We start from the raw sequence: 17,030 nt of genomic DNA, 5'->3' as shown, positions 1-17,030 counted from the left end.
ACCCCGCTGCGACTAGGCCCGGCTGGCGCCGGACCAAGTCTCGCTGCCCCTCCCGCTTGCGGGAGGGGATGATGACAATAACCATATGGGTTATTTTCTATTGACATCGTCACGCTGATATGGCACAAGTATCACATCATGAAGAATTGCGAGTCGGGCCGGTGCCCCGTTGTCGGGGGTGTTCCGGCCCGACTGCGTTTTGGGGTGTGGCGATATGGATGATCCGGTGATTCAGGGCGGATGCGGTCGCACGTTGATGGAGCGGCAGCCGCAGGACAAAAATGTGACCGAGGAACAGCGGCAGGCCTTTCTCGATGCGCTTGCGGGCAGCTGTAATGTGCGCCGGGCGGCGGCCGAAGCGGGCTTTGCGCCGTCGACGGCGTATAAGATGCGCCAGCGCGATGCGGCCTTTGCCGCTGCGTGGCAGGCGGCGATCGAAACGGGCTATGTGCGGCTGGAAACCGCACTGGTCGAGCGGGCGATCCTGACGATCGAGGCGTCGCGCGACGATGCGCCCGATGCGCCGCCCGCGGTCGGCGCGATGACAGTGGCGCAGGCGATCGACCTGATGAACAAGCATCGCGCGAGCATCGAGGGAGGGCGGGCAAAGCGCGTGCGGTTGAACGCGCGCCAGCGGCCGACCGCCGAGGAAACCGATGCCGAGATACTGCGGCGGATCGCGGTGATCGAGCGTCAGCGTGCGAAGTCGGACGAGCGGGGCGGCGATTGATGGCGCGCTGGATCGACCAGCTGAAGCTGGGCGAAGGTGAGACCATCCTCGACCGGATCTTGTCGCTGTCGCCCGAGGAGCGCGCGCGGCTGATCGGTGAGATGCCGCGCAAATATGTCCAGGAATTGGAGGAGCGCTGGTACACCTGGGCGCATGACGGGCAGCGCGAGCCGCCGGGCGACTGGCCGGTCTGGCTGATCCGCGCGGGGCGGGGTTTTGGCAAGACGCGCGCGGGGTCGGAGTGGGTCAGCGAAGTGGCACGGCGGATGCCGGGTGCGCGGATCGCGTTGGTGGCGGCGAACGAGGGCGACGGGATTCGCGTGATGATCGAGGGATCGAGCGGGCTGATCGCGGTCGCGCGCGCCGATGAAAATCCGCGCTGGCGATACCGGCTGCGCGAACTGCATTTCGACAGCGGCGCGGTGGCGACGCTGTTTTCGGCCGAGGCGCCCGAAAATCTGCGCGGGCCCGAACATCATGCCGCCTGGTGCGATGAACTTGCCAAATGGCGCCATGGCGATGCGTCGTGGGACAATCTGATGATGGGGATGCGGCTGGGCGAAAATCCGCGCGTGCTGGTGACGACGACGCCGCGTCCGGTGCCGCTGATGACGAAGATCGAAAAGATACCGGGGCGCGAGATGACATTGGGGCGGACGGCGGAAAATCCGCATCTGCCGCCGAGTTTCGTGACCCATATGATCGCGCAATATGGCGGGACCCGGTTGGGGCGACAGGAGCTCGACGGCGAGATGCTGGAGGATGTCGAGGGCGCGCTGTGGACGCGCGGGCTGATCGAGCGGTGCCGGGTTGATGCCGATAGCGTCGGCAAACCGGTGCGCGTGGTGATCGGGGTCGATCCGCCGGCGACGTCGCATGGCGATGCGTGCGGGATCGTGGTGGCGGCCTGTCTTCGCGACGGGCGGCTGGCGGTCCTTGAGGATGCGAGCGTCGAGCGCGCTTTGCCGGGGGAGTGGGCGCATGCCGTCGCCGCGGCGGCGGCGCGCTGGGGTGCCGACCGGGTGGTCGCCGAAAGCAATATGGGCGGCGAGATGGTCGGAGCGGTGCTGGCGCAGGCGAATATCGCGCTGCCGGTGCGGGCGGTCCACGCAAGCGTCGGCAAAGCGCGGCGGGCCGAACCGATCGCGCTCGCCTATGAGCGCGGGCAGGTCGTGCATGCGGGGGTGTTTACCGAGCTGGAGGATCAGCTTTGCGGGTTTCAGCTGGGCGGCGGCTATGCCGGGCCGGGGCGCTCGCCGGATCGGGCGGACGCATGTGTCTGGGCGCTGGCGGAGTTGCTGGAAGGGCTGCGCAAGGGGCGGGCGCCGGGGGTATCGCGGGTTTGAGCGGGCGAGGGGATGATCCGTTTGATCCTCCCTGTGCCGAAGGCATGGGGAGGTGGCAGCGCGCAGCGCTGACGGAGGGGCATTTGCGCTACCCTTGCAGCCCCTCCACCACGCCCTTCGGGCGCGGTCCCCCTCCCCATCGCTGCGCGACAGGGAGGAGCATTCCGCCGACCCACGCTGCTCTGACGGGTCGGCCTCTCACTATTTGCGACTGAGGAGAACATCATGAACTGGTTTGGCCGAAAGGCCGCGCAGTCCCCTGCGCGGCCTGCTTTGTCGCGGGTATATGGGACGTGGTCTTCGCCCGCGCCGCTCTCTTATGAGGCGCAACTGCGCGAGGGGTATTTGGGCAATGCGATCGTCCAGCGGGCGGTGAAGCTGGTCGCCGAGGCGGCGGGCAGCGCGCCGTTGGTGGCGAGCGATCCGGCGCTGGCGGCGCTCGTGTCGGCGACCTCGGGCGGGCAGGGCATTGTCGAGACTTTGGCCTCGCAATTGCTGCTGCATGGCAATGGCTATGTGCAGATTTTGGGGGATGGGGCGGGGGCGCCGGCCGAGCTTTTCGCGCTGCGGCCCGAGCGGGTGACGGTCGAGACCGACGCGCGCGGGTGGCCGGTGGCCTATCGTTACAAGGCGGGCGGCGCGGGGGTGGTGCTGCCCGCCGAGGATGGCGCGGGGCGGACTTCGGTGGTGTATGTGAAGGCGTTGCACCCGCTCGACGATCATTATGGCGCGGGATGTCTGGGCGCGGCGTCGGCCGCGATCGCGGCGCATAATGCGGCGGCGGTGTGGAACCGGGCGTTGCTCGACAATGCGGCGCGGCCTTCGGGCGCGCTGGTGCATGATCCGGGCGACAAGGGGATGCCTTTGTCGGCGGAACAGGTCGATCGGCTGCGCGAGGAATTGGCCGAGAGTTTTGCGGGCGGGGCGAATGCGGGGCGGCCCTTGCTGCTCGAGGGTGGGCTGCGGTGGCAGGCTTTGTCGCTGTCGCCGGCCGAGATGGATTTTCTGGCGCTGAAGGATTCGAGCGCGCGGGAGATTGCGATGGCGTTCGGGGTGCCGCCGATGCTGCTCGGGCTGCCGGGGGATGCGACCTATGCCAATTATCGCGAGGCCAATCGGGCGCTCTGGCGGCTGACGGTGTTGCCGCTGTGCGCGAAGATTTTGGGGGCGGTGGCGCAGGGACTTTCTGGCTGGTTCGAGGGCGCCGAGCTGCGCGTCGATCTGGATAAGGTGCCGGCGCTGGTCGAGGACCGGATGGCGCTGTGGCGTGAGGTATCGGCGGCCGACTGGCTGACCGCCGACGAGAAGAAGGCGCTGCTGGGCGTCGATTAACCCGGAGATAGCGACATGGATGAGGAAGAGGCGCTGGCGCGGTTGATCGCGCTGGCGGGGACGAGTGCGGCCGGAGCTTCCGGTGCGCCCGATGCGGCGTTGCTGCGCGCGGTGGTCGAGGAGGCGAGCGAGCTGGGGGCGCGGCGGGCGTTGGCGCGGCTGGGGCTCGCCGATGCGGCGGCGCGCGACGATATGGTCGACCTGCGCCAGCTGCTGGGCGCCTGGCGCGATGCGAAGACGAGCGCGTGGAAGGCGGCGGTCGACTGGGCGGTGCGCGGGATGCTGGCGGCGCTGGTCGTCGGGCTGGCGGTGAAGCTGGGCCTGCCGGGGTTGCTGCGATGAGGGTGGCGGCGGCGGCCTTCGAGCACCGCGCCGAGGGCGTCCGCTTCGCGGGCTATGCGTCGGTGTTCGACCGGGTGGATCGCGGGGGCGATGTGGTGCGGCGCGGGGCTTTTGCCGCGAGCTTGGGTGCAGGGCGCGCGGTGCCCTTGTTGTGGCAGCACCGGCCGGGGGTCGTGATCGGCGCGATCGAGGCATTGGCGGAGGATGCGCGCGGGCTGCGTGTTGTTGCGCGGGTGACGCACGCCGTGGCGGCGGGGCTGGTCGCGCGCGGGGCGCTGACGGGATTGTCCTTCGGGTATCGGGTGAGGGCGGCGCGCGGGAACAATCCGCGCGAATTGCTGGCGCTCGATCTGGCCGAGGTGAGTCTGGTGGCGATGCCGATGCAGCCACTGGCGCGGGTGATTGCGGTGGATTTTCAGAAGGAGTGACAAGCATGGAAGTGGATATCGAAGTGAAGGCGGATGCGCTCGATGGGGCGTTTGATGCGGTGCTGGCGGCCGAGGCGGTCGGTGAATTGAAGGCGTCGGTGGCGGCGCTGAAGGCGCAGGTCGATGCACAGGCGGTCGCGGCGTCGCGGCTGCCGCTCGACGGGGCGAAGGCGGCCGATCCGGCGCGCGATGCCTTTGTCGAGCGTTACCTGAGGCGCGGGATCGATGCCGGTGTCGAGATGAAGAGCCTGTCGGGGGCGTCGGGCGGCGAGGGCGGCTATGCGGTGCCGCGCGAGATCGACGGGACGATTGCGGCGACATTGAAATCGCTGTCGCCGATCCGGTCGATCGCGACGGTCGTGCAGACGGGGTCGAGCGGCTATCGCAAGCTGATCGCGACCGGCGCCATGGGCGCGGGCTGGGTCGGCGAGACCGCGGCGCGGCCCGAGACGACGGCGCGCAGCTTTGCCGAGATCGTGCCGCCGTCGGGCGAGCTTTACGCCAATCCGGCGGCGAGCCAAGCGATGCTGGATGATGCGATGTTCAATGTCGAGGATTGGCTGGCCGACGAGCTGGCGCGCGAATTTGCGGTCGCCGAGGGCAGCGCGTTCGTGAGCGGCAATGGCACGAACCGGCCGAAGGGCATATTGTCCTATGCGACGACGAATGAGGTCGACAGCGTGCGCGCGTTCGGAACGTTGCAGCATCTGGCGTCGGGCGCGGCGGGGGCTTTTGCCGCGGCGAACCCGCAGGACAAGCTGGTCGAGCTGGTCCACTCGCTGAAGGCGCCTTATCGTCAGGGCGCGTCGTGGGTGATGAATTCGGACACGCTGGCGCGCATCCGCAAGTTCAAGACCACCGACGGCGCATTTCTGTGGCAGCCGGGGCTGGTCGAAGGGCAGGCGGCTACCCTGCTGGGCTATCCGGTGGTCGAGGCCGAGGATATGCCCGATGTCGCGGCGAACAGCCTGTCGATCGCGTTCGGCAACTTCCGCGCCGGCTATCTGATCGCCGATCGCGGCGAGACGCGCATCCTGCGCGACCCGTTCAGCAACAAGCCCTTTGTGCATTTCTATGCTACAAAAAGGGTCGGCGGTGCAGTGATCGACTCGCAGGCCATCAAGCTGATGAAATTCGCCGCCAGCTGACACGGCGCTGACGTGCGATGGGCGCCCGGTCCGACCCCCTATCCCTTTCGGGGCCGGGGCGGGCGCCAATTGCGGATTGTCATTCCGCTCTTCCGACAAATCTATCATTTTCTGGAAAGGATGGCCTTGCCATGCCGACTCCTTTTTTCGCCGATATGGTGCGCGAGCTGTGCCAGGAGGGCGGGACCGGACCGCTGACGCCCGCGGGCGCGGTTCCGGGGCACCGCCGCTTTGCTGACGCCGTGCCCGTCGGCGTCGCCTTTCACTATACCATCGCCGGGATTGCCCATCCGGGTCAGTGGGAGGTTGGGACGGGCCAGATCGATGGGGGCGGCCGACTCGTTCGCGAACAGGTCATGTCGTCGTCGAATACGGACGCGACGGTCGATTTTGCGCCGGGGCTGAAGACGATCGCGCTGACCGTCGCGGCCCGCTGGTTCGCCGCGAGCGAGGCGGCGGATGCCGCGCTGGCCAGCGCGATCCAGACCAGGCAGCCGCTGTCGACGGCGCATGCCGGCGCGTCGGTTGGCGCGTCCGAAGACCTGTTGACGGTGCGACGCGGCACCGGCTGGGTGAATATCCCGCTGGCGACGCTGCCGTTTCGCGATGCCGACGGCCGGCATGTGCTGAGCGGCGGATTGTCGGCGCAGAACGGCAGTGCGGCAACGCCGTCGATCGGCTTTGCCGGAGACACCGATACCGGACTGTTCCGGCCGGGCGCGAATATGGTCGCCACCGCGACCGCTGGCGCCGAGCGGGCGCGGATCGATGCCGCGGGCAATATGGGAATCGGGACAAGCAGCCCGACGTCGCGTTTGCATGTTGTCGGCGGTGGCGCCGCCGGGCCGGTCCATTGCGATGTGTCCTATGCAAGCATCGGCGACACCACGACGGCGCTCCGCAGCAGCCTCAATGGCGGAGCGGGCGGCGGATATCTGTCGGGCTATTCCAACGACGCGAATCTGGCGCATAATTGTGAATTCATCAGCGGCAGTGGATGGATCGCGCGCGGCGCCGTCGCTTCGCGCCACACGCAGGAAGGCGGCGCGCATAGCTGGTTCGGCAATGCGGGACTGACGGCGCATGGCAGCTTTGTGCCGACCGAACGCCTGCGGCTGGAGGTTGGCGGCACGCTGCGCGCGGCATCGGACAATAGTCAGGCGCTGGGCGGCGCGTCCTTTCGCTGGGCCGTCGTCTATGCCGGGACCGGCGCGATCAATACGTCGGACGCGCGCGAAAAGGCATGGCGGGGCAGCGCGACGCCGGCGGAGATGCGCGCGGCACGCCGGATCATGGACGAGCTGGGCTTTTATCAATGGAACCATGCCATTGCGGCAAAGGGCGTGAACGGCGCGCGGCGGCATTTCGGGGTTCGCGCGCAGGCGATATGGGCGATCATGGCGGCAGAAGGGCTGATCGATCCGCTGGATGCGGACGGTCGCCCGGGCGATACGGCCTATGCTTTTTTGTGTTGGGACGAATGGCTGGACGGAACGGACGGTGCGGACGGCGCGGACGACCCGGCCATCCGGCGCGACCGGTTCGGAATTCGGCCGGATCAGCTGGCACTGTTCCTGATCGCCGCGCAGGAGCAGCGAATTGCCGCGCTGGAGGCGGCGGCATGATCGGCGGATCGGCGCTGGCGGCCCGCGCGCTGGGCGATGCGGCGGGGCGCGATCTGGCAAGCGAATGGGGCGGACCCGAACCGGGCGCCGGGCGCGGGCCGATGCAAGGGATGCGGGTCGCCCGCGACCCTGCCCGCCGCGCAACCGTGCGCAAACCCTGAATGCGAGAGAGGAGCGGCCATGGCGATGATGGTGAAGGATCCGGATGCGCGGATCGATTTCGAATTTGATTGGGGCACTGCCTATCCCGACGGGCAGGCGGTCGTAGCGAGCAGCTGGACGGTCGTACCGGATGGAGCGGGCGGGGTGATCGTCGCGGCGGCCGCGCACGACCTGATGCAATCGACCGCGACGCTGTCCGGCGGGATTGCGGGCCATGTCTATCGCGTCACCAACCGGGTGACGATGAGCGACGGGCAGATCGATGAGCGGTCGTTGACGGTTCGGGTGGAGGAACGATGATGGCGCAAAGCCTGTTTCCGGGCGACGCTCCGGTGAGCCTGAACGAAGCGCGCAGCTGGTTGCGGCTGGGCGCGACGATCGACGATGCCGTCGTCGCGCAGATGGTCCGCGCCGCGACGAACATCTGCGAGGCCTTTGTCGGCCAGTGGTTGATCGTGCGTGCGGGCGAGGAGATTTTGTCCTTGCAGACCCGCGCCGTGCCGTTGAGCGCTCGCCCGGTGATCGCGGTGGATGGCGCGGCCTTGTTGCGGGCCGATGGCGGCGAACGCGAATTGGGCGAGGGCGACTATCGGACGGTGATCGGCCGCGACGGCACCGCCTTTGTGACCGTCCATGACCCGGGCGACGCGATACGCGTGCGCATCGCCTATCGCGCGGGAATGGCCGAGGGAGCCAATGACATTCCCGAGGCGATCCGCCAGGGCATCGTCCGCATGACGCAGCATCTGCACGATGCGCGCGACGGGGCGGGTGAGGCCCCGCCGGCGGCGATCGCCGCCTTGTGGCAGCCCTGGCGGCGGCTGACGCTGGGGGGCGGGCGATGATCAGCGCCGAGCAGGCGGTGCGCGCCAAGGCGCTCGCGCAACTGGCGGCCGATGGCGAACTGGCCGGGCTGGTCCATGGCGTCTTTGACGGCGTTCCGCCGCGAGCGAGCGCGCCCTATGTGTCGGTGGGGGCGGCCGAGGGGAATGATTGGGGGACCAAGGATCGCGCCGGGCGGGAGGTCCGCGTGACGCTGACGCTGGCAGGTGTGGGGAGCAGCCTCGAGGACCGGGCGGCGGGGCGTATCGCGGTGATCGTGCCCGCTATGCGCGGTCCGGCCGATGGCTGGTCGATCGTGAGCGCGCGGATGATCCGTACGCGCTTTGCCTTCGTGCGCGACGGCGGCTGGCGGCACGAGGTCATCCTGCGTTGTCGCTGTTTGGCGGCGTGAGGATTTTTGAGTCGCGCGCGGGCGCGAGGACGAGCCCGGACTAGCCTTGCCTGTTCCCCGGCAAAAGCCGGGGCCAGTGCGATATGGCACAAGCGTCGGTTCAGCCCGCCCTGGGCCCCGGCTTTCGCCGGGGAACAGGTCAGATGCGGCCGGCGATCAATCGCCGGGCAATGTGTTCGTGTCGGCGTAATCCTTATATTTGTCGACGAAATTGGCGTGATAATCGTCGATCTGCATGTCGGCGTCTTCGGATGCGACCTTTTCGGAATCGCCGCCCGAGCGGCCGAACGCGATGACCGCGCCCCGAAAGGCGGCGCGTTCGTCGTTGCAGATGGATTTGACCGCCACTTCAAATTCGCCGGCCGGCATTTTGGCCTCCAGCGATTTCTTCACATGGTCGCGCAGACATTTGGTGAAGGCGGCGCGCGTCGTATCGACCGCGCCGGTCGGCGCGGGCGCCATGGCGGCCAGTAATATTGTCGTAAACAGCATCCTGCGACTCCCCGTTAACGCATGATTTTTCTGGTGAGGAGAATAGACGATGGCGATTGAAAATGGGAGCGCTTTTCTGCTCAAGATCGGTGATGGCGCGGCGCCGCCGACCTATCGCACCGTTGCGGGGCTGCGCACGACGCAGCTGTCGGTGAACGGCGAGGCGGTCAATGTCACGACCAAGGATTCGGGTGGCTGGCGCGAACTGCTGTCGGGCGCGGGGGTGCGTTCGGTTTCGGTCAGCGCGGCGGGCATTTTTACCGGCTCCGACGCCGAGGTGCGATTGCGCGGCCATGCGCTGGCGGGCGCGATCGACGATTATGAACTGAGCTTTGAAAGTGGCGAGCGGATGCAGGGGCGGTTCCTGGTCACGCGGCTCGACTATGCCGGCGATTATAATGGGGAGCGCAATTACACGCTGAACCTGGAATCGAGCGGCGCGGTGGTGAGCCTGTGAGCGGGGCAAACGCTTTGCGCGGCGAGGCGGAACTGCGCGTCGACGGGGCGGTGCTGGTGCTGCGCCCGAGCTTTGCGGCACTGGTCGCGGCGGAGGAAGAACTGGGACCGCTGTTCGCGCTGGTCGAGCGGGCGGCCGATGGGCGGTTGGGGCTGGGCGAGATGGCCTGCCTGTTCTGGCATTGCGTGAGGGACCGGTCCGATGGGCTGACGCGCGAGGCGGTGGGTGAGGCGGTGGTCGCGGCGGGACTGGCGGGGGCGACCCCGGCGTTGCGCGTGCTGCTGGGACAGATTTTGCAGGGGCGGTGAGGTGGGGGTGCGGCAAGTTGATCCTCCCTGTGCCGCAGGCATGGGGAGGGGGACCGCGCCCGCAGGGCGTGGTGGAGGGGTTGCTGCGGTGGCGCCAAAGGCCCCTCCGTCAGGGGCAATGCCCCTGCCACCTCCCCATCGCTGCGCGACAGGGAGGATCGATGGCCGTGAGGCAGAGTTTTTTGGCGCTGCGGCTCTGCCTTTGCTCGGACTGATGGCGCGGGTGGCGGGGTGGCGGCCCGAGGATTTTTGGGCCGCGACGCCGGCCGATGTGGCGGGGGTGCTGGCGGGGTGGGTCGGTGAGGAGGCCGAGGCGCCGCTCGACCGGGGCGGGCTGACGGCGATGATGGAGGCATTTCCCGATGGATGAGATCGACGAGATGGTGGTGGCGGTGCGCGCCGACACCGGGGCGTTTCGCCGCGACATTGCGGTGCTGCGCGCCGAACTGGACGGCGGACTGGTGTCGGCGGCCGATGCGGCGGGGCGCGGGATCGAGCGGGCGCTGAACCGCGCGATCGTCAGCGGCAAAATGGGGTTTGAGGATCTGAAGCGGATCGCGCTGTCGGTGATGGCCGATATCGCGCGTGCGGCGATTGCGAACGGGATCGGTGCGGCGATGGGCGGGGGCGGCGGATCGGGCGGTAGCGGCGGGTTGCTGTCGCTGGGGACCAGCCTGGCGATGGCGCTTTTCGGGGCGCCGGGGCGGGCGACCGGCGGGCCGGTAAGCGCGGGGCGCGCCTATCGCGTCGGCGAGCGCGGACCCGAGCTGTTCGTGCCGACCGCGAGCGGGCGGGTCGAGGCCGCGGGCGGGACGGTGCGCAACATCGCGATCACGGTGAATGTGCGCGGTGAGGCGGGGAGCGACCCGCAGCGGCTGGCGCAGACCGGGCGGCAGCTGGCGCGCGCGGTGCGGCGTGCCGTCGTGGCGGGGGAATAGGGAGAAATGGCGTGGTGGAAGGTTTTGGTTTCGAGCGCGACCCGATCGCTCCCCTCCCGCTTGCGGGAGGGGTTGGGGGTGGGCACGCGGCGGTGCATTTGCCCACCCCGCTGCGGCTAGCGAGCAAGCTCGCAAGTCTCGCTGCCCCTCCCGCCTGCGGGAGGGGAGAGGCGTGATGGGCTGGGCGCTGGCGGCGGCCGAGCCGCATCATCGACGGGGTTGGCTGAAGCGGTTCGATCCGCGTTTCTGGACGGTCGATTTCGCGCGACCGATGATGGCGAGCGTGACGAGCGACACGCCGGGGACGCTGCGGGTCGAGGCGGTATTTTATCGGAAAGAAGATCTGGCGGGGTTGATCTGGGAAAGCGAAGATCGCTGGGATCATCCTTTGCTCGCCTATGAGACGCGGCGCGATTTCCGGCATACGCAGTTGCGCTTTCGCTGGCGTTCGGGCGGGTTGAAGCCGCTCGATGCGCTGCACGGGCCGACGCTGACGATCGAGGGGCGCGATGCGGCAGGTCTCGCGCGCGCCTGGTATGTGCGGCTGTGGAATTATGCGGTCGGGACGGGCGAGGATGCGGTCGTTTCGCTCGATTTCGATGCGCTTGTCGGCGGCTTTTTGTTGCCCGGAGAAGGTGATCCGGTGTGGGCGGGCGACATCGACCGGATGTTCATTTCGCTGGCGCCGCCGGGCTATGATGGCGGCGCGGAGGTGCTGGCCGGACCGGTGGAGGGCTGGGCCGAGATGCGCGACATCACCTGTTCAGGGTCGGGATCGGTGCTGGCGATCGGCGACGTGATGATGCCCGAATTGGACCCGACTAAGGGGGGGCTGGGTATCGCGAGCGGTTATGACGACAGCTATCATCTGACCCCGGCGCGGCTGGTGCGGCAGATCGTGCAATTGGGCTATCGCGGCGATGCCGTCCATTATGTCGGGATGAGCCATTATATGCGGCTCGCGGCGGTGGGGGGTGGCTTTGTCGCCGATGTTGCGGGTGGTGCGATCAATGCGCCTTGCGCGGCTTGGCACCGGGAGTTTGCGGCGGCGTGCAGGGCGGCGGGGCTGGGGCTGATATGGTCGCTCTCTTATGAAGTTTTCGATGCCTATTGCCCCGAGGATTGGAAGCAGCGCGATGCGGCAGGGGCACCGGCGCTGACCGGATGGGAGCCGCCGTCGACCCTGCTTTCGCCCGCGAACGCCGAGGCGATGGGCTATTTGCAGCTGGTCGCGCGGGCGTTTGTTGCAATCGGGCGCGAGGCGGGGCTGGCGGTGAAATTCCAGGTGGGCGAGCCATGGTGGTGGATCGCGAGTGGTGGGCGGATTTGCGCCTATGATGGTGCGACGGCGGCGGCGCTGGGAGCGGCGAGTGTGCCGATTGCCGATGTGCGCGGGACGCTGAGTGCGGGGCAGCGGGCGATGCTCGATGCGCTGGGCGCTTTGCTCGCGGGATCGACTGCGGCGCTGGTTGCAGCGGTGCGCGATGAGGCTCCCGAACTGGTGAGCCATTTGCTTGTCTTTCTGCCGACCGTACTCGACCCCGAAGCCCCCGAGGTGAGGCGTGCGAATGTGCCGGTCGGCTGGGCGGCGCCGGCCTTCGATGTGCTGCAGCTGGAGGATTATGACTGGGTGACGGGTGGACGCGGGGCCGAGACCGAGGGCGCGCGGGCGGCGATGGTCGAACGGCTCGGCTATCCGGTTCAGGAGCAGCATTATTTTTCGGGTTTCGTGCTGAAGCCTGAGGATCGCGCGCAGTGGGCAGCGATTGCCGATGCCGCCGATGCGGCGCGGCGCGCCGGGGTGGCGCGGACGTTCGTCTGGGCGCTGCCGCAGGTGGCGCGCGACGGCTTTGTGACATTCGATGGGGAGGATGATGTGCAGGCATTTGATGCGGTGGATTTCCCGCTGGCGATCGGCCGCGAGGCGATGGTGGTGACCGAATTTTCGACCCAGATCATCGCCTCGCCATCGGGGCACGAACAGCGCGCGAGCGAATGGGCCGAGGCGCGGATGCGCTATGATGCGGGGCCGGGGGTGCGATCCGAAGCCGATGTGCGGACGCTGGCCGATTTCTTTCGCGCCCGGCGCGGCGCGGCGCGGGGGTTCCGCTTTCGCGATCCGTTCGATGGCAGCTCGGCGGCCGATGGCGGGATGCCCGGGGCCGAGGATCAGTTGCTGGGGACCGGCGATGGCAGCCGGCGGCAGTTCGCGCTGGTGAAGCGATATGGTGACGGCGACGCGGTGCAGATGCGCGCGATCCGGTTGCCGGTGGATGGCAGCGTGCGGGCGTCGGTCGACGGGATCGAGACGGCGGCCTTTGCAGTGACCGGGGGGGGCGAATTGCTGTTCGATGCACCCCCGCCGCCGGGGGCGGCGGTGCGGGCGGGTTTCCGGTTCGATGTCGCGGTGCGCTTTGCCGAGGATCGGCTGGAGGTCAGCCGCGCGACCTTTCTGGCGGGTGAGATGGCGAGTGTGCCCTTGGTCGAGGTGCGGGCGTCGTGGTGATGATGACCGCCGCGCCCGACTGGCTGCGCGAAGAGCTGGTGACGCTCGCCTGGTGCTGGCGGCTGTCGCGGCGCGATGGGGTCGTGATCGGGCTGACCTCGCACGACCGCGACCTGACCGTCGGCGGGCTCGTCTATCGCGCCGCACCGGGGATGAAGCCGTCGGCGCTGGAGACGAGCGACAGTCTGGACATGGAGACGCTGGATCTGGAGGGCGGGCTGGCGAGCGATGCGATTGCCGCCGATGATCTGGACGCGGGGCGCTGGGATGGCGCCGAACTCGAATTGTTCGTCACCGACTGGACCGGGGCTGACGCCGCGCCGGTGACGGTCGCGCGCGGGTCGCTGGGCGCGGTGGAGCGGCGTGGTGCGGCGTTTACGGCGGAGTTGCAGGGGGTGACGCGGATGCTCGACCGGCCGGTGTGCCCGGCGACCTCGCCAAGCTGCCGCGCGCTGCTGGGGGACCGGGCGTGCCGGGTCGATATGGCGCCGCGCACGCATTTTCGGCGGGTGGTTGCGGTCGCGGGGCGGATCGTGACGCTCGACAGCGCGGTGGCTGCGATGGATTTTGGAGAGTTGATGTGGATCGAGGGTGCGAATTGCGGGCTCGCGTCGCCGGTGATCGCAGCCGATGGCGCGGCGCTGCATCTGGCCGAGGGGCCGCCGCTGGCGGCGGCGCTGCCGCTGCGGGTGCGGTTGATCGAAGGGTGCGACAAACAGCTTGCGACCTGCACCGCGCGCTTTGGCAATGCGGTGAATTTTCGCGGCGAGGCGCATCTGCCGGGGAATGATTTGCTGACGCGTTATCCCGGTGGGTGAGGTTGGCGCGCGCGCCTTTGCGGCGGCGCGGGCGATGGTCGGGGTGCCGTTTCGTGCGCAGGGGTGTGATCCGGCGATGGGGGTCGATTGCGTTGGGCTGGTGTGGGCGGCCTATGCGGCGATCGGGCGGCGATTGGTGCGGCCGCGAGACTATCCTCTACGCGGGTGGGCGCGGGCGCGCGTGGCGGCGGCGCTGGAGGCGGCGGGGTTTGTGCCTGTCGATGCGGAGGCGCGCGATGGCGATGTTGCGTTGATCGCCTTTGCCGCGGGGCAATTTCATTTGGGGCTGACCGGGCCGGCGAGTCTGGTGCACGCGCATGCGGGGCTGCGGCGGGTGGTTGAGACGCCGTTTGATGCCGGGAGGGAGGATGCGGCTTTGTGGCGGCTCTGCCCACCCCGCTGCGACTAGGGCGCAAGCGCCCAAGTCTCGCTGCCCCTCCCGCTGGCGGAAGGGGAGGATAATCTTTCGGATTGGGGGTAGATTATGGCGACTTTGGTGCTGACGGTGGTCGGCGGGATCGTGGGCGGACCGGTCGGGGCGGCGATCGGGGCCGCCGTCGGCCAGCAGATCGACGCCGAGATTTTCAAGCCCAAGGGACGCGAAGGGCCGCGGCTTGCCGATCTGAAGGTGCAGGCGTCGACCTATGGCCAGCAGATCCCGCAGATGTTCGGGACGATGCGCGTCGCGGGCAGCGTGATCTGGGCGACCGACCTGATCGAACGCCGGAACAAGCGCGGTGGCGGCAAGGGGCGGCCGTCGGTGACCGAGTTTAGCTATGCCGCGTCGCTCGCGGTCGCGCTGTCGTCGCGGCCGATCCGAGCGATCAGGCGCATCTGGGCCGATGGCAATTTGCTGCGCGGGACGAGCGGGACGTTTCAGGAGCGCTGCATCTTTCGCTGGTACGGCGGCGGCGAGGATCAGGCGGCCGATCCGTTGATCGCATCGGCGGTCGGCATGGCATCGGCGAGCGCGTTTCGTGGACTCTCTTATGCGGTGTTTGAGGAGCTGGAGCTGGCGAATTTTGGCAACCGTATCCCGTCTTTGACCTTTGAGGTCGAGGCCGATGCGGGCGATGTCGATGCGGGGCTGGTTGGCGATGTCTTGCTGGGCGAGGCGGGGCGTTGCGCCGGGCGCTGGCCTTTTGCGGGCTATGCCGCGTCGGGCGACCGCGCGCGCGATGCGCTGGCGCCCTTGTTCGAGGCCGATGCGGTGCGGCTGGCGAGCCGGCCGGATGGATGGCGGCTGATGCCCGCCGCATTGGCTGGCGCGTCGGTCGCGCTGGCGGATTTTCGCGAAGCGCGGCGGGACGAGGCGGCGACCGATTGCGCCGAACGGCGGCGAGCGCCAATGGACGCATTGCCGGGCATCATCCGGTTACGTCACTATGAGCCCGAGCGCGATTATCAGCTGGGCCAGCAGGCGAGCATCGTCGCGGGCGGCGGCGTGCGGGAGGAGCGGATCGACCTGCCAGCAGTGCTGCCCGCGGCTTCGGCGCGGGCGCTGGCGCGGCAAATGGCGGGTGCGGTGGCCGACGGGCGCGAAGCGCTGGTGTGGCGGGGCGATCTTGCCGCGCTCGCGCTGCCGGTCGGCGGCGTCGTGACGCTGGCCGACGGCAGTGGCTGGCGGCTGGCAGCGCGGACGGTGCGTGCCGCCGAAGTGTTGCTCGAGCTGCGCCGCCACCAGCCATTGCCGGTCGATGAGGTCGGCGCCGATCCGGGAACGCCGGTGACCGCGCCCGATTGGCCGGACGCTGTTGCCATGGTGCAGATGTTCGACTTGCCCAATATCGGCAATCCGGCGGCGAATGTGCCGCAATTGCTGGTGGCGGGGGCGGGAAGCAACGACGGCTGGCGCGGCGCCGACTGCTGGTTCGTCGCGGCGCCCGGATCGGCGCCGGTGCCTGTTGGTACGCTCCGTCCGGCCACGGCGCTGGGGGAATTGGACGCGCCGCTGGCGGTGGGAAGTCGCGCCTTGTTCGACGATGCCAACAGCGCGCTGGTGAGGCTGGTCAATCCGTCGATGATCCTGGAATCGGTCGACGATGCCGGACTGTTCAGCGGGGCGAACCGCGCGGTGATCGGCGGCGAATTGTTGCAATTTGGGCGCGCCGACGCGGTCGGGCCGAGCCTTTGGCGTCTGTCGCGGCTGCTTCGCGGGCGCAGCGGAACCGAAGGCGCGATGACCCATGATATGGGCGCGCCATTTGTGTTGCTCGATGACCCGGCGTTGCTGATGCTGCCCGGCGACCTTGCGGGTGTGGCCGAGGGCGCGGGGGCGACGTTGCAATGGACATCGCGGAACGGAATGGCGCTGGCCGAGGTCGACGTACCCGGTGGGGCGGTGGCGCTACGGCCGCTGACCCCGGTGCATGGGCGGGTCCGACGCGATGGCGCGGGCGGCGTGAATATTGGCTGGGTGCGGCGCAGTCGCGTCGATACGGGTTGGCGTGACCATGTCGACCTGCCGGTTGGCGAGAGTCGTGCCGCCTGGCGCGTGGCGGTGGTTCCCGCCGTCGCCGGCGTCGGGCCTTGGGAATGTCTGACGCCCGAACTCCATATTCCGGCGGTGGCCATGGCGACCGTACCGCCCGGGCGGGCGATGGAAATTCGCCAGATTGGCGATTTCGCCCTGTCGCTGCCCCTCACGCTTCCGCTCACATGAAAGGATGACAGCATGACCGATATTCCCGCGACGCCGCGTTTCTCGCTGCCGCTGCTGGCGGTGGCGCAGGCGCAGAAGGAAGTGACGCACAATGAGGCCCTGTCCTTGCTCGATGCGCTGCTTCACGCAGCGATCGAGGACGGGCCGCTGGATGTTCCGCCGGGCGGGCCATTGGAGGGACAATGCTGGCTGGTCGGCACCGCGCCGAGCGGTGTCTGGGCCGGCGAGGCGGGCGCGGTCGCGATATGGACGGCCGGAGGCTGGCGCTTTGCAGCGCCTCGCGCGGGGATGCGGGTGGTGCGGCTGACCGACGGCGCCTGGCTGCGATGCGACGGCAGCGGGTGGAGCGAACCGGCAACAATTGCGGCGCCTGCCGGAGGCGTTACAGTGGATTCCGAAGCGCGGTCTGCCATCATCGGATTGATTCTCCACCTCGGCGCGCAGGGCCTTCTGAATTCGGGCTAATTTTGCACCTATTCGCGTGCAAAGTGCGACTTTTTGG

General features: G+C 68.6%; 21 protein-coding genes. 20 read left to right on the top strand and 1 reads right to left on the bottom strand.

The window, feature by feature from the left end; all coding sequences use genetic code 11:
* Window positions 1-214: 214 nt before the first annotated feature.
* The 11 genes from CDQ91_RS10035 (at window position 215) to CDQ91_RS09990 (ending at window position 8,347) form a co-directional block, all read left to right on the top strand.
* On the top strand, window positions 215-730 hold the full coding sequence (locus CDQ91_RS10035) for a hypothetical protein (protein WP_088472562.1): 516 nt from the start codon (window positions 215-217) through the stop codon (window positions 728-730).
* Window positions 730-2,076: a DNA-packaging protein gene (locus CDQ91_RS10030; RefSeq protein WP_088472561.1), complete on the top strand. Its 1,347-nt coding sequence runs from the start codon at window positions 730-732 to the stop codon at window positions 2,074-2,076. The genes CDQ91_RS10035 and CDQ91_RS10030 overlap by 1 nt, the downstream gene beginning before the upstream one ends.
* Window positions 2,077-2,301: 225 nt before the next feature.
* Complete coding sequence (locus CDQ91_RS10025; protein ID WP_088472560.1) at window positions 2,302-3,408, top strand: phage portal protein; 1,107 nt, start codon at window positions 2,302-2,304, stop codon at window positions 3,406-3,408.
* A gap of 15 nt (window positions 3,409-3,423) precedes the next feature.
* On the top strand, window positions 3,424-3,750 hold the full coding sequence (locus tag CDQ91_RS10020) for a DUF6127 family protein (protein WP_088472559.1): 327 nt from the start codon (window positions 3,424-3,426) through the stop codon (window positions 3,748-3,750).
* Window positions 3,747-4,178 carry an HK97 family phage prohead protease gene (locus CDQ91_RS10015; protein WP_088472558.1) on the top strand — a complete coding sequence of 144 codons (432 nt, stop codon included), beginning with the start codon at window positions 3,747-3,749 and terminating at the stop codon, window positions 4,176-4,178. Before CDQ91_RS10020 ends, CDQ91_RS10015 begins: the two co-directional genes overlap by 4 nt.
* 5 nt (window positions 4,179-4,183) lie before the next feature.
* Window positions 4,184-5,326, top strand: a complete 1,143-nt coding sequence (locus CDQ91_RS10010) for a phage major capsid protein (protein ID WP_088472557.1) — start codon at window positions 4,184-4,186, stop codon at window positions 5,324-5,326.
* Between the two features lie 131 nt (window positions 5,327-5,457).
* On the top strand, window positions 5,458-6,951 hold the full coding sequence (locus CDQ91_RS10005) for a tail fiber domain-containing protein (RefSeq protein WP_088472556.1): 1,494 nt from the start codon (window positions 5,458-5,460) through the stop codon (window positions 6,949-6,951).
* A complete protein-coding gene (locus CDQ91_RS21260) occupies window positions 6,948-7,112 on the top strand; it encodes a hypothetical protein (protein WP_158213651.1) in 165 nt (54 codons plus the stop codon). The genes CDQ91_RS10005 and CDQ91_RS21260 overlap by 4 nt, the downstream gene beginning before the upstream one ends.
* A gap of 19 nt (window positions 7,113-7,131) precedes the next feature.
* The gene (locus CDQ91_RS10000) at window positions 7,132-7,413 is read left to right on the top strand and encodes a phage fiber-tail adaptor protein (protein ID WP_088472555.1); all 282 of its coding nucleotides are present in this window, start codon (window positions 7,132-7,134) and stop codon (window positions 7,411-7,413) included.
* Window positions 7,410-7,958 (top strand): head-tail connector protein, encoded by a 549-nt coding sequence (locus tag CDQ91_RS09995; protein WP_088472554.1) that lies wholly within the window; start codon window positions 7,410-7,412, stop codon window positions 7,956-7,958. The genes CDQ91_RS10000 and CDQ91_RS09995 overlap by 4 nt, the downstream gene beginning before the upstream one ends.
* A complete protein-coding gene (locus CDQ91_RS09990) occupies window positions 7,955-8,347 on the top strand; it encodes a DUF3168 domain-containing protein (protein WP_237245920.1) in 393 nt (130 codons plus the stop codon). The genes CDQ91_RS09995 and CDQ91_RS09990 overlap by 4 nt, the downstream gene beginning before the upstream one ends.
* 156 nt (window positions 8,348-8,503) lie before the next feature.
* Here the strand turns inward: CDQ91_RS09990 and CDQ91_RS09985 are convergent, their stop codons facing one another.
* Complete coding sequence (locus tag CDQ91_RS09985; RefSeq protein ID WP_088472553.1) at window positions 8,504-8,839, bottom strand: hypothetical protein; 336 nt, start codon at window positions 8,837-8,839, stop codon at window positions 8,504-8,506.
* A 49-nt stretch (window positions 8,840-8,888) separates the two neighbouring features.
* On the opposite strand from CDQ91_RS09985, the gene CDQ91_RS09980 reads away from it, so the two are divergent.
* The 9 genes from CDQ91_RS09980 to CDQ91_RS09940 all read left to right on the top strand — a co-directional run bounded on the left by CDQ91_RS09980 (window position 8,889) and on the right by CDQ91_RS09940 (window position 16,993).
* The gene (locus CDQ91_RS09980; RefSeq protein ID WP_088472552.1) at window positions 8,889-9,296 is read left to right on the top strand and encodes a phage major tail protein, TP901-1 family; all 408 of its coding nucleotides are present in this window, start codon (window positions 8,889-8,891) and stop codon (window positions 9,294-9,296) included.
* On the top strand, window positions 9,293-9,604 hold the full coding sequence (locus CDQ91_RS09975) for a gene transfer agent family protein (RefSeq protein WP_088472551.1): 312 nt from the start codon (window positions 9,293-9,295) through the stop codon (window positions 9,602-9,604). The genes CDQ91_RS09980 and CDQ91_RS09975 overlap by 4 nt, the downstream gene beginning before the upstream one ends.
* A 202-nt stretch (window positions 9,605-9,806) precedes the next feature.
* Entirely contained in the window at window positions 9,807-9,974 is a 168-nt protein-coding gene (locus tag CDQ91_RS09970; RefSeq protein ID WP_237245919.1) for a phage tail assembly chaperone, read from the top strand.
* Window positions 9,967-10,542, top strand: coding sequence for a tail tape measure protein (locus CDQ91_RS09965; RefSeq protein WP_088472549.1), 576 nt, complete (start codon window positions 9,967-9,969; stop codon window positions 10,540-10,542). Before CDQ91_RS09970 ends, CDQ91_RS09965 begins: the two co-directional genes overlap by 8 nt.
* A gap of 175 nt (window positions 10,543-10,717) precedes the next feature.
* Window positions 10,718-13,048 (top strand): DUF2460 domain-containing protein, encoded by a 2,331-nt coding sequence (locus CDQ91_RS09960; RefSeq protein WP_088472548.1) that lies wholly within the window; start codon window positions 10,718-10,720, stop codon window positions 13,046-13,048.
* A complete protein-coding gene (locus CDQ91_RS09955) occupies window positions 13,048-13,866 on the top strand; it encodes a DUF2163 domain-containing protein (protein WP_237245930.1) in 819 nt (272 codons plus the stop codon). The genes CDQ91_RS09960 and CDQ91_RS09955 overlap by 1 nt, the downstream gene beginning before the upstream one ends.
* Window positions 13,859-14,275 (top strand): C40 family peptidase, encoded by a 417-nt coding sequence (locus tag CDQ91_RS09950; RefSeq protein WP_237245918.1) that lies wholly within the window; start codon window positions 13,859-13,861, stop codon window positions 14,273-14,275. The genes CDQ91_RS09955 and CDQ91_RS09950 overlap by 8 nt, the downstream gene beginning before the upstream one ends.
* A gap of 75 nt (window positions 14,276-14,350) precedes the next feature.
* Window positions 14,351-16,528 (top strand): phage tail protein, encoded by a 2,178-nt coding sequence (locus CDQ91_RS09945; protein WP_088472547.1) that lies wholly within the window; start codon window positions 14,351-14,353, stop codon window positions 16,526-16,528.
* A gap of 12 nt (window positions 16,529-16,540) precedes the next feature.
* Window positions 16,541-16,993: a DUF2793 domain-containing protein gene (locus CDQ91_RS09940; protein ID WP_088472546.1), complete on the top strand. Its 453-nt coding sequence runs from the start codon at window positions 16,541-16,543 to the stop codon at window positions 16,991-16,993.
* Window positions 16,994-17,030 lie beyond the last annotated feature (37 nt).

The organism is Sphingopyxis witflariensis (genome assembly GCF_002205635.1).
In the GTDB taxonomy this organism is placed as follows: domain Bacteria; phylum Pseudomonadota; class Alphaproteobacteria; order Sphingomonadales; family Sphingomonadaceae; genus Sphingopyxis; species Sphingopyxis witflariensis.
Note: the sequence above shows the minus strand (reverse complement) of the source record. Positions and strands in the feature narration are given on the sequence as shown.

Excerpts from the sequence above, each read along its gene's own strand:
- CDQ91_RS10035 (WP_088472562.1), top strand. The coding sequence starts at position 215 with ATGGATGATCCGGTGATTCAGGGCGGATGCGGTCGCACGTTGATGGAG.
- CDQ91_RS10030 (WP_088472561.1), top strand. The coding sequence starts at position 730 with ATGGCGCGCTGGATCGACCAGCTGAAGCTGGGCGAAGGTGAGACCATC.
- CDQ91_RS10025 (WP_088472560.1), top strand. The coding sequence starts at position 2,302 with ATGAACTGGTTTGGCCGAAAGGCCGCGCAGTCCCCTGCGCGGCCTGCT.
- CDQ91_RS10020 (WP_088472559.1), top strand. The coding sequence starts at position 3,424 with ATGGATGAGGAAGAGGCGCTGGCGCGGTTGATCGCGCTGGCGGGGACG.
- CDQ91_RS10015 (WP_088472558.1), top strand. The coding sequence starts at position 3,747 with ATGAGGGTGGCGGCGGCGGCCTTCGAGCACCGCGCCGAGGGCGTCCGC.
- CDQ91_RS10010 (WP_088472557.1), top strand. The coding sequence starts at position 4,184 with ATGGAAGTGGATATCGAAGTGAAGGCGGATGCGCTCGATGGGGCGTTT.
- CDQ91_RS10005 (WP_088472556.1), top strand. The coding sequence starts at position 5,458 with ATGCCGACTCCTTTTTTCGCCGATATGGTGCGCGAGCTGTGCCAGGAG.
- CDQ91_RS21260 (WP_158213651.1), top strand. The coding sequence starts at position 6,948 with ATGATCGGCGGATCGGCGCTGGCGGCCCGCGCGCTGGGCGATGCGGCG.
- CDQ91_RS10000 (WP_088472555.1), top strand. The coding sequence starts at position 7,132 with ATGGCGATGATGGTGAAGGATCCGGATGCGCGGATCGATTTCGAATTT.
- CDQ91_RS09995 (WP_088472554.1), top strand. The coding sequence starts at position 7,410 with ATGATGGCGCAAAGCCTGTTTCCGGGCGACGCTCCGGTGAGCCTGAAC.
- CDQ91_RS09990 (WP_237245920.1), top strand. The coding sequence starts at position 7,955 with ATGATCAGCGCCGAGCAGGCGGTGCGCGCCAAGGCGCTCGCGCAACTG.
- CDQ91_RS09985 (WP_088472553.1), bottom strand. The coding sequence starts at position 8,839 with ATGCTGTTTACGACAATATTACTGGCCGCCATGGCGCCCGCGCCGACC.
- CDQ91_RS09980 (WP_088472552.1), top strand. The coding sequence starts at position 8,889 with ATGGCGATTGAAAATGGGAGCGCTTTTCTGCTCAAGATCGGTGATGGC.
- CDQ91_RS09965 (WP_088472549.1), top strand. The coding sequence starts at position 9,967 with ATGGATGAGATCGACGAGATGGTGGTGGCGGTGCGCGCCGACACCGGG.
- CDQ91_RS09960 (WP_088472548.1), top strand. The coding sequence starts at position 10,718 with ATGGGCTGGGCGCTGGCGGCGGCCGAGCCGCATCATCGACGGGGTTGG.
- CDQ91_RS09955 (WP_237245930.1), top strand. The coding sequence starts at position 13,048 with ATGATGACCGCCGCGCCCGACTGGCTGCGCGAAGAGCTGGTGACGCTC.
- CDQ91_RS09945 (WP_088472547.1), top strand. The coding sequence starts at position 14,351 with ATGGCGACTTTGGTGCTGACGGTGGTCGGCGGGATCGTGGGCGGACCG.
- CDQ91_RS09940 (WP_088472546.1), top strand. The coding sequence starts at position 16,541 with ATGACCGATATTCCCGCGACGCCGCGTTTCTCGCTGCCGCTGCTGGCG.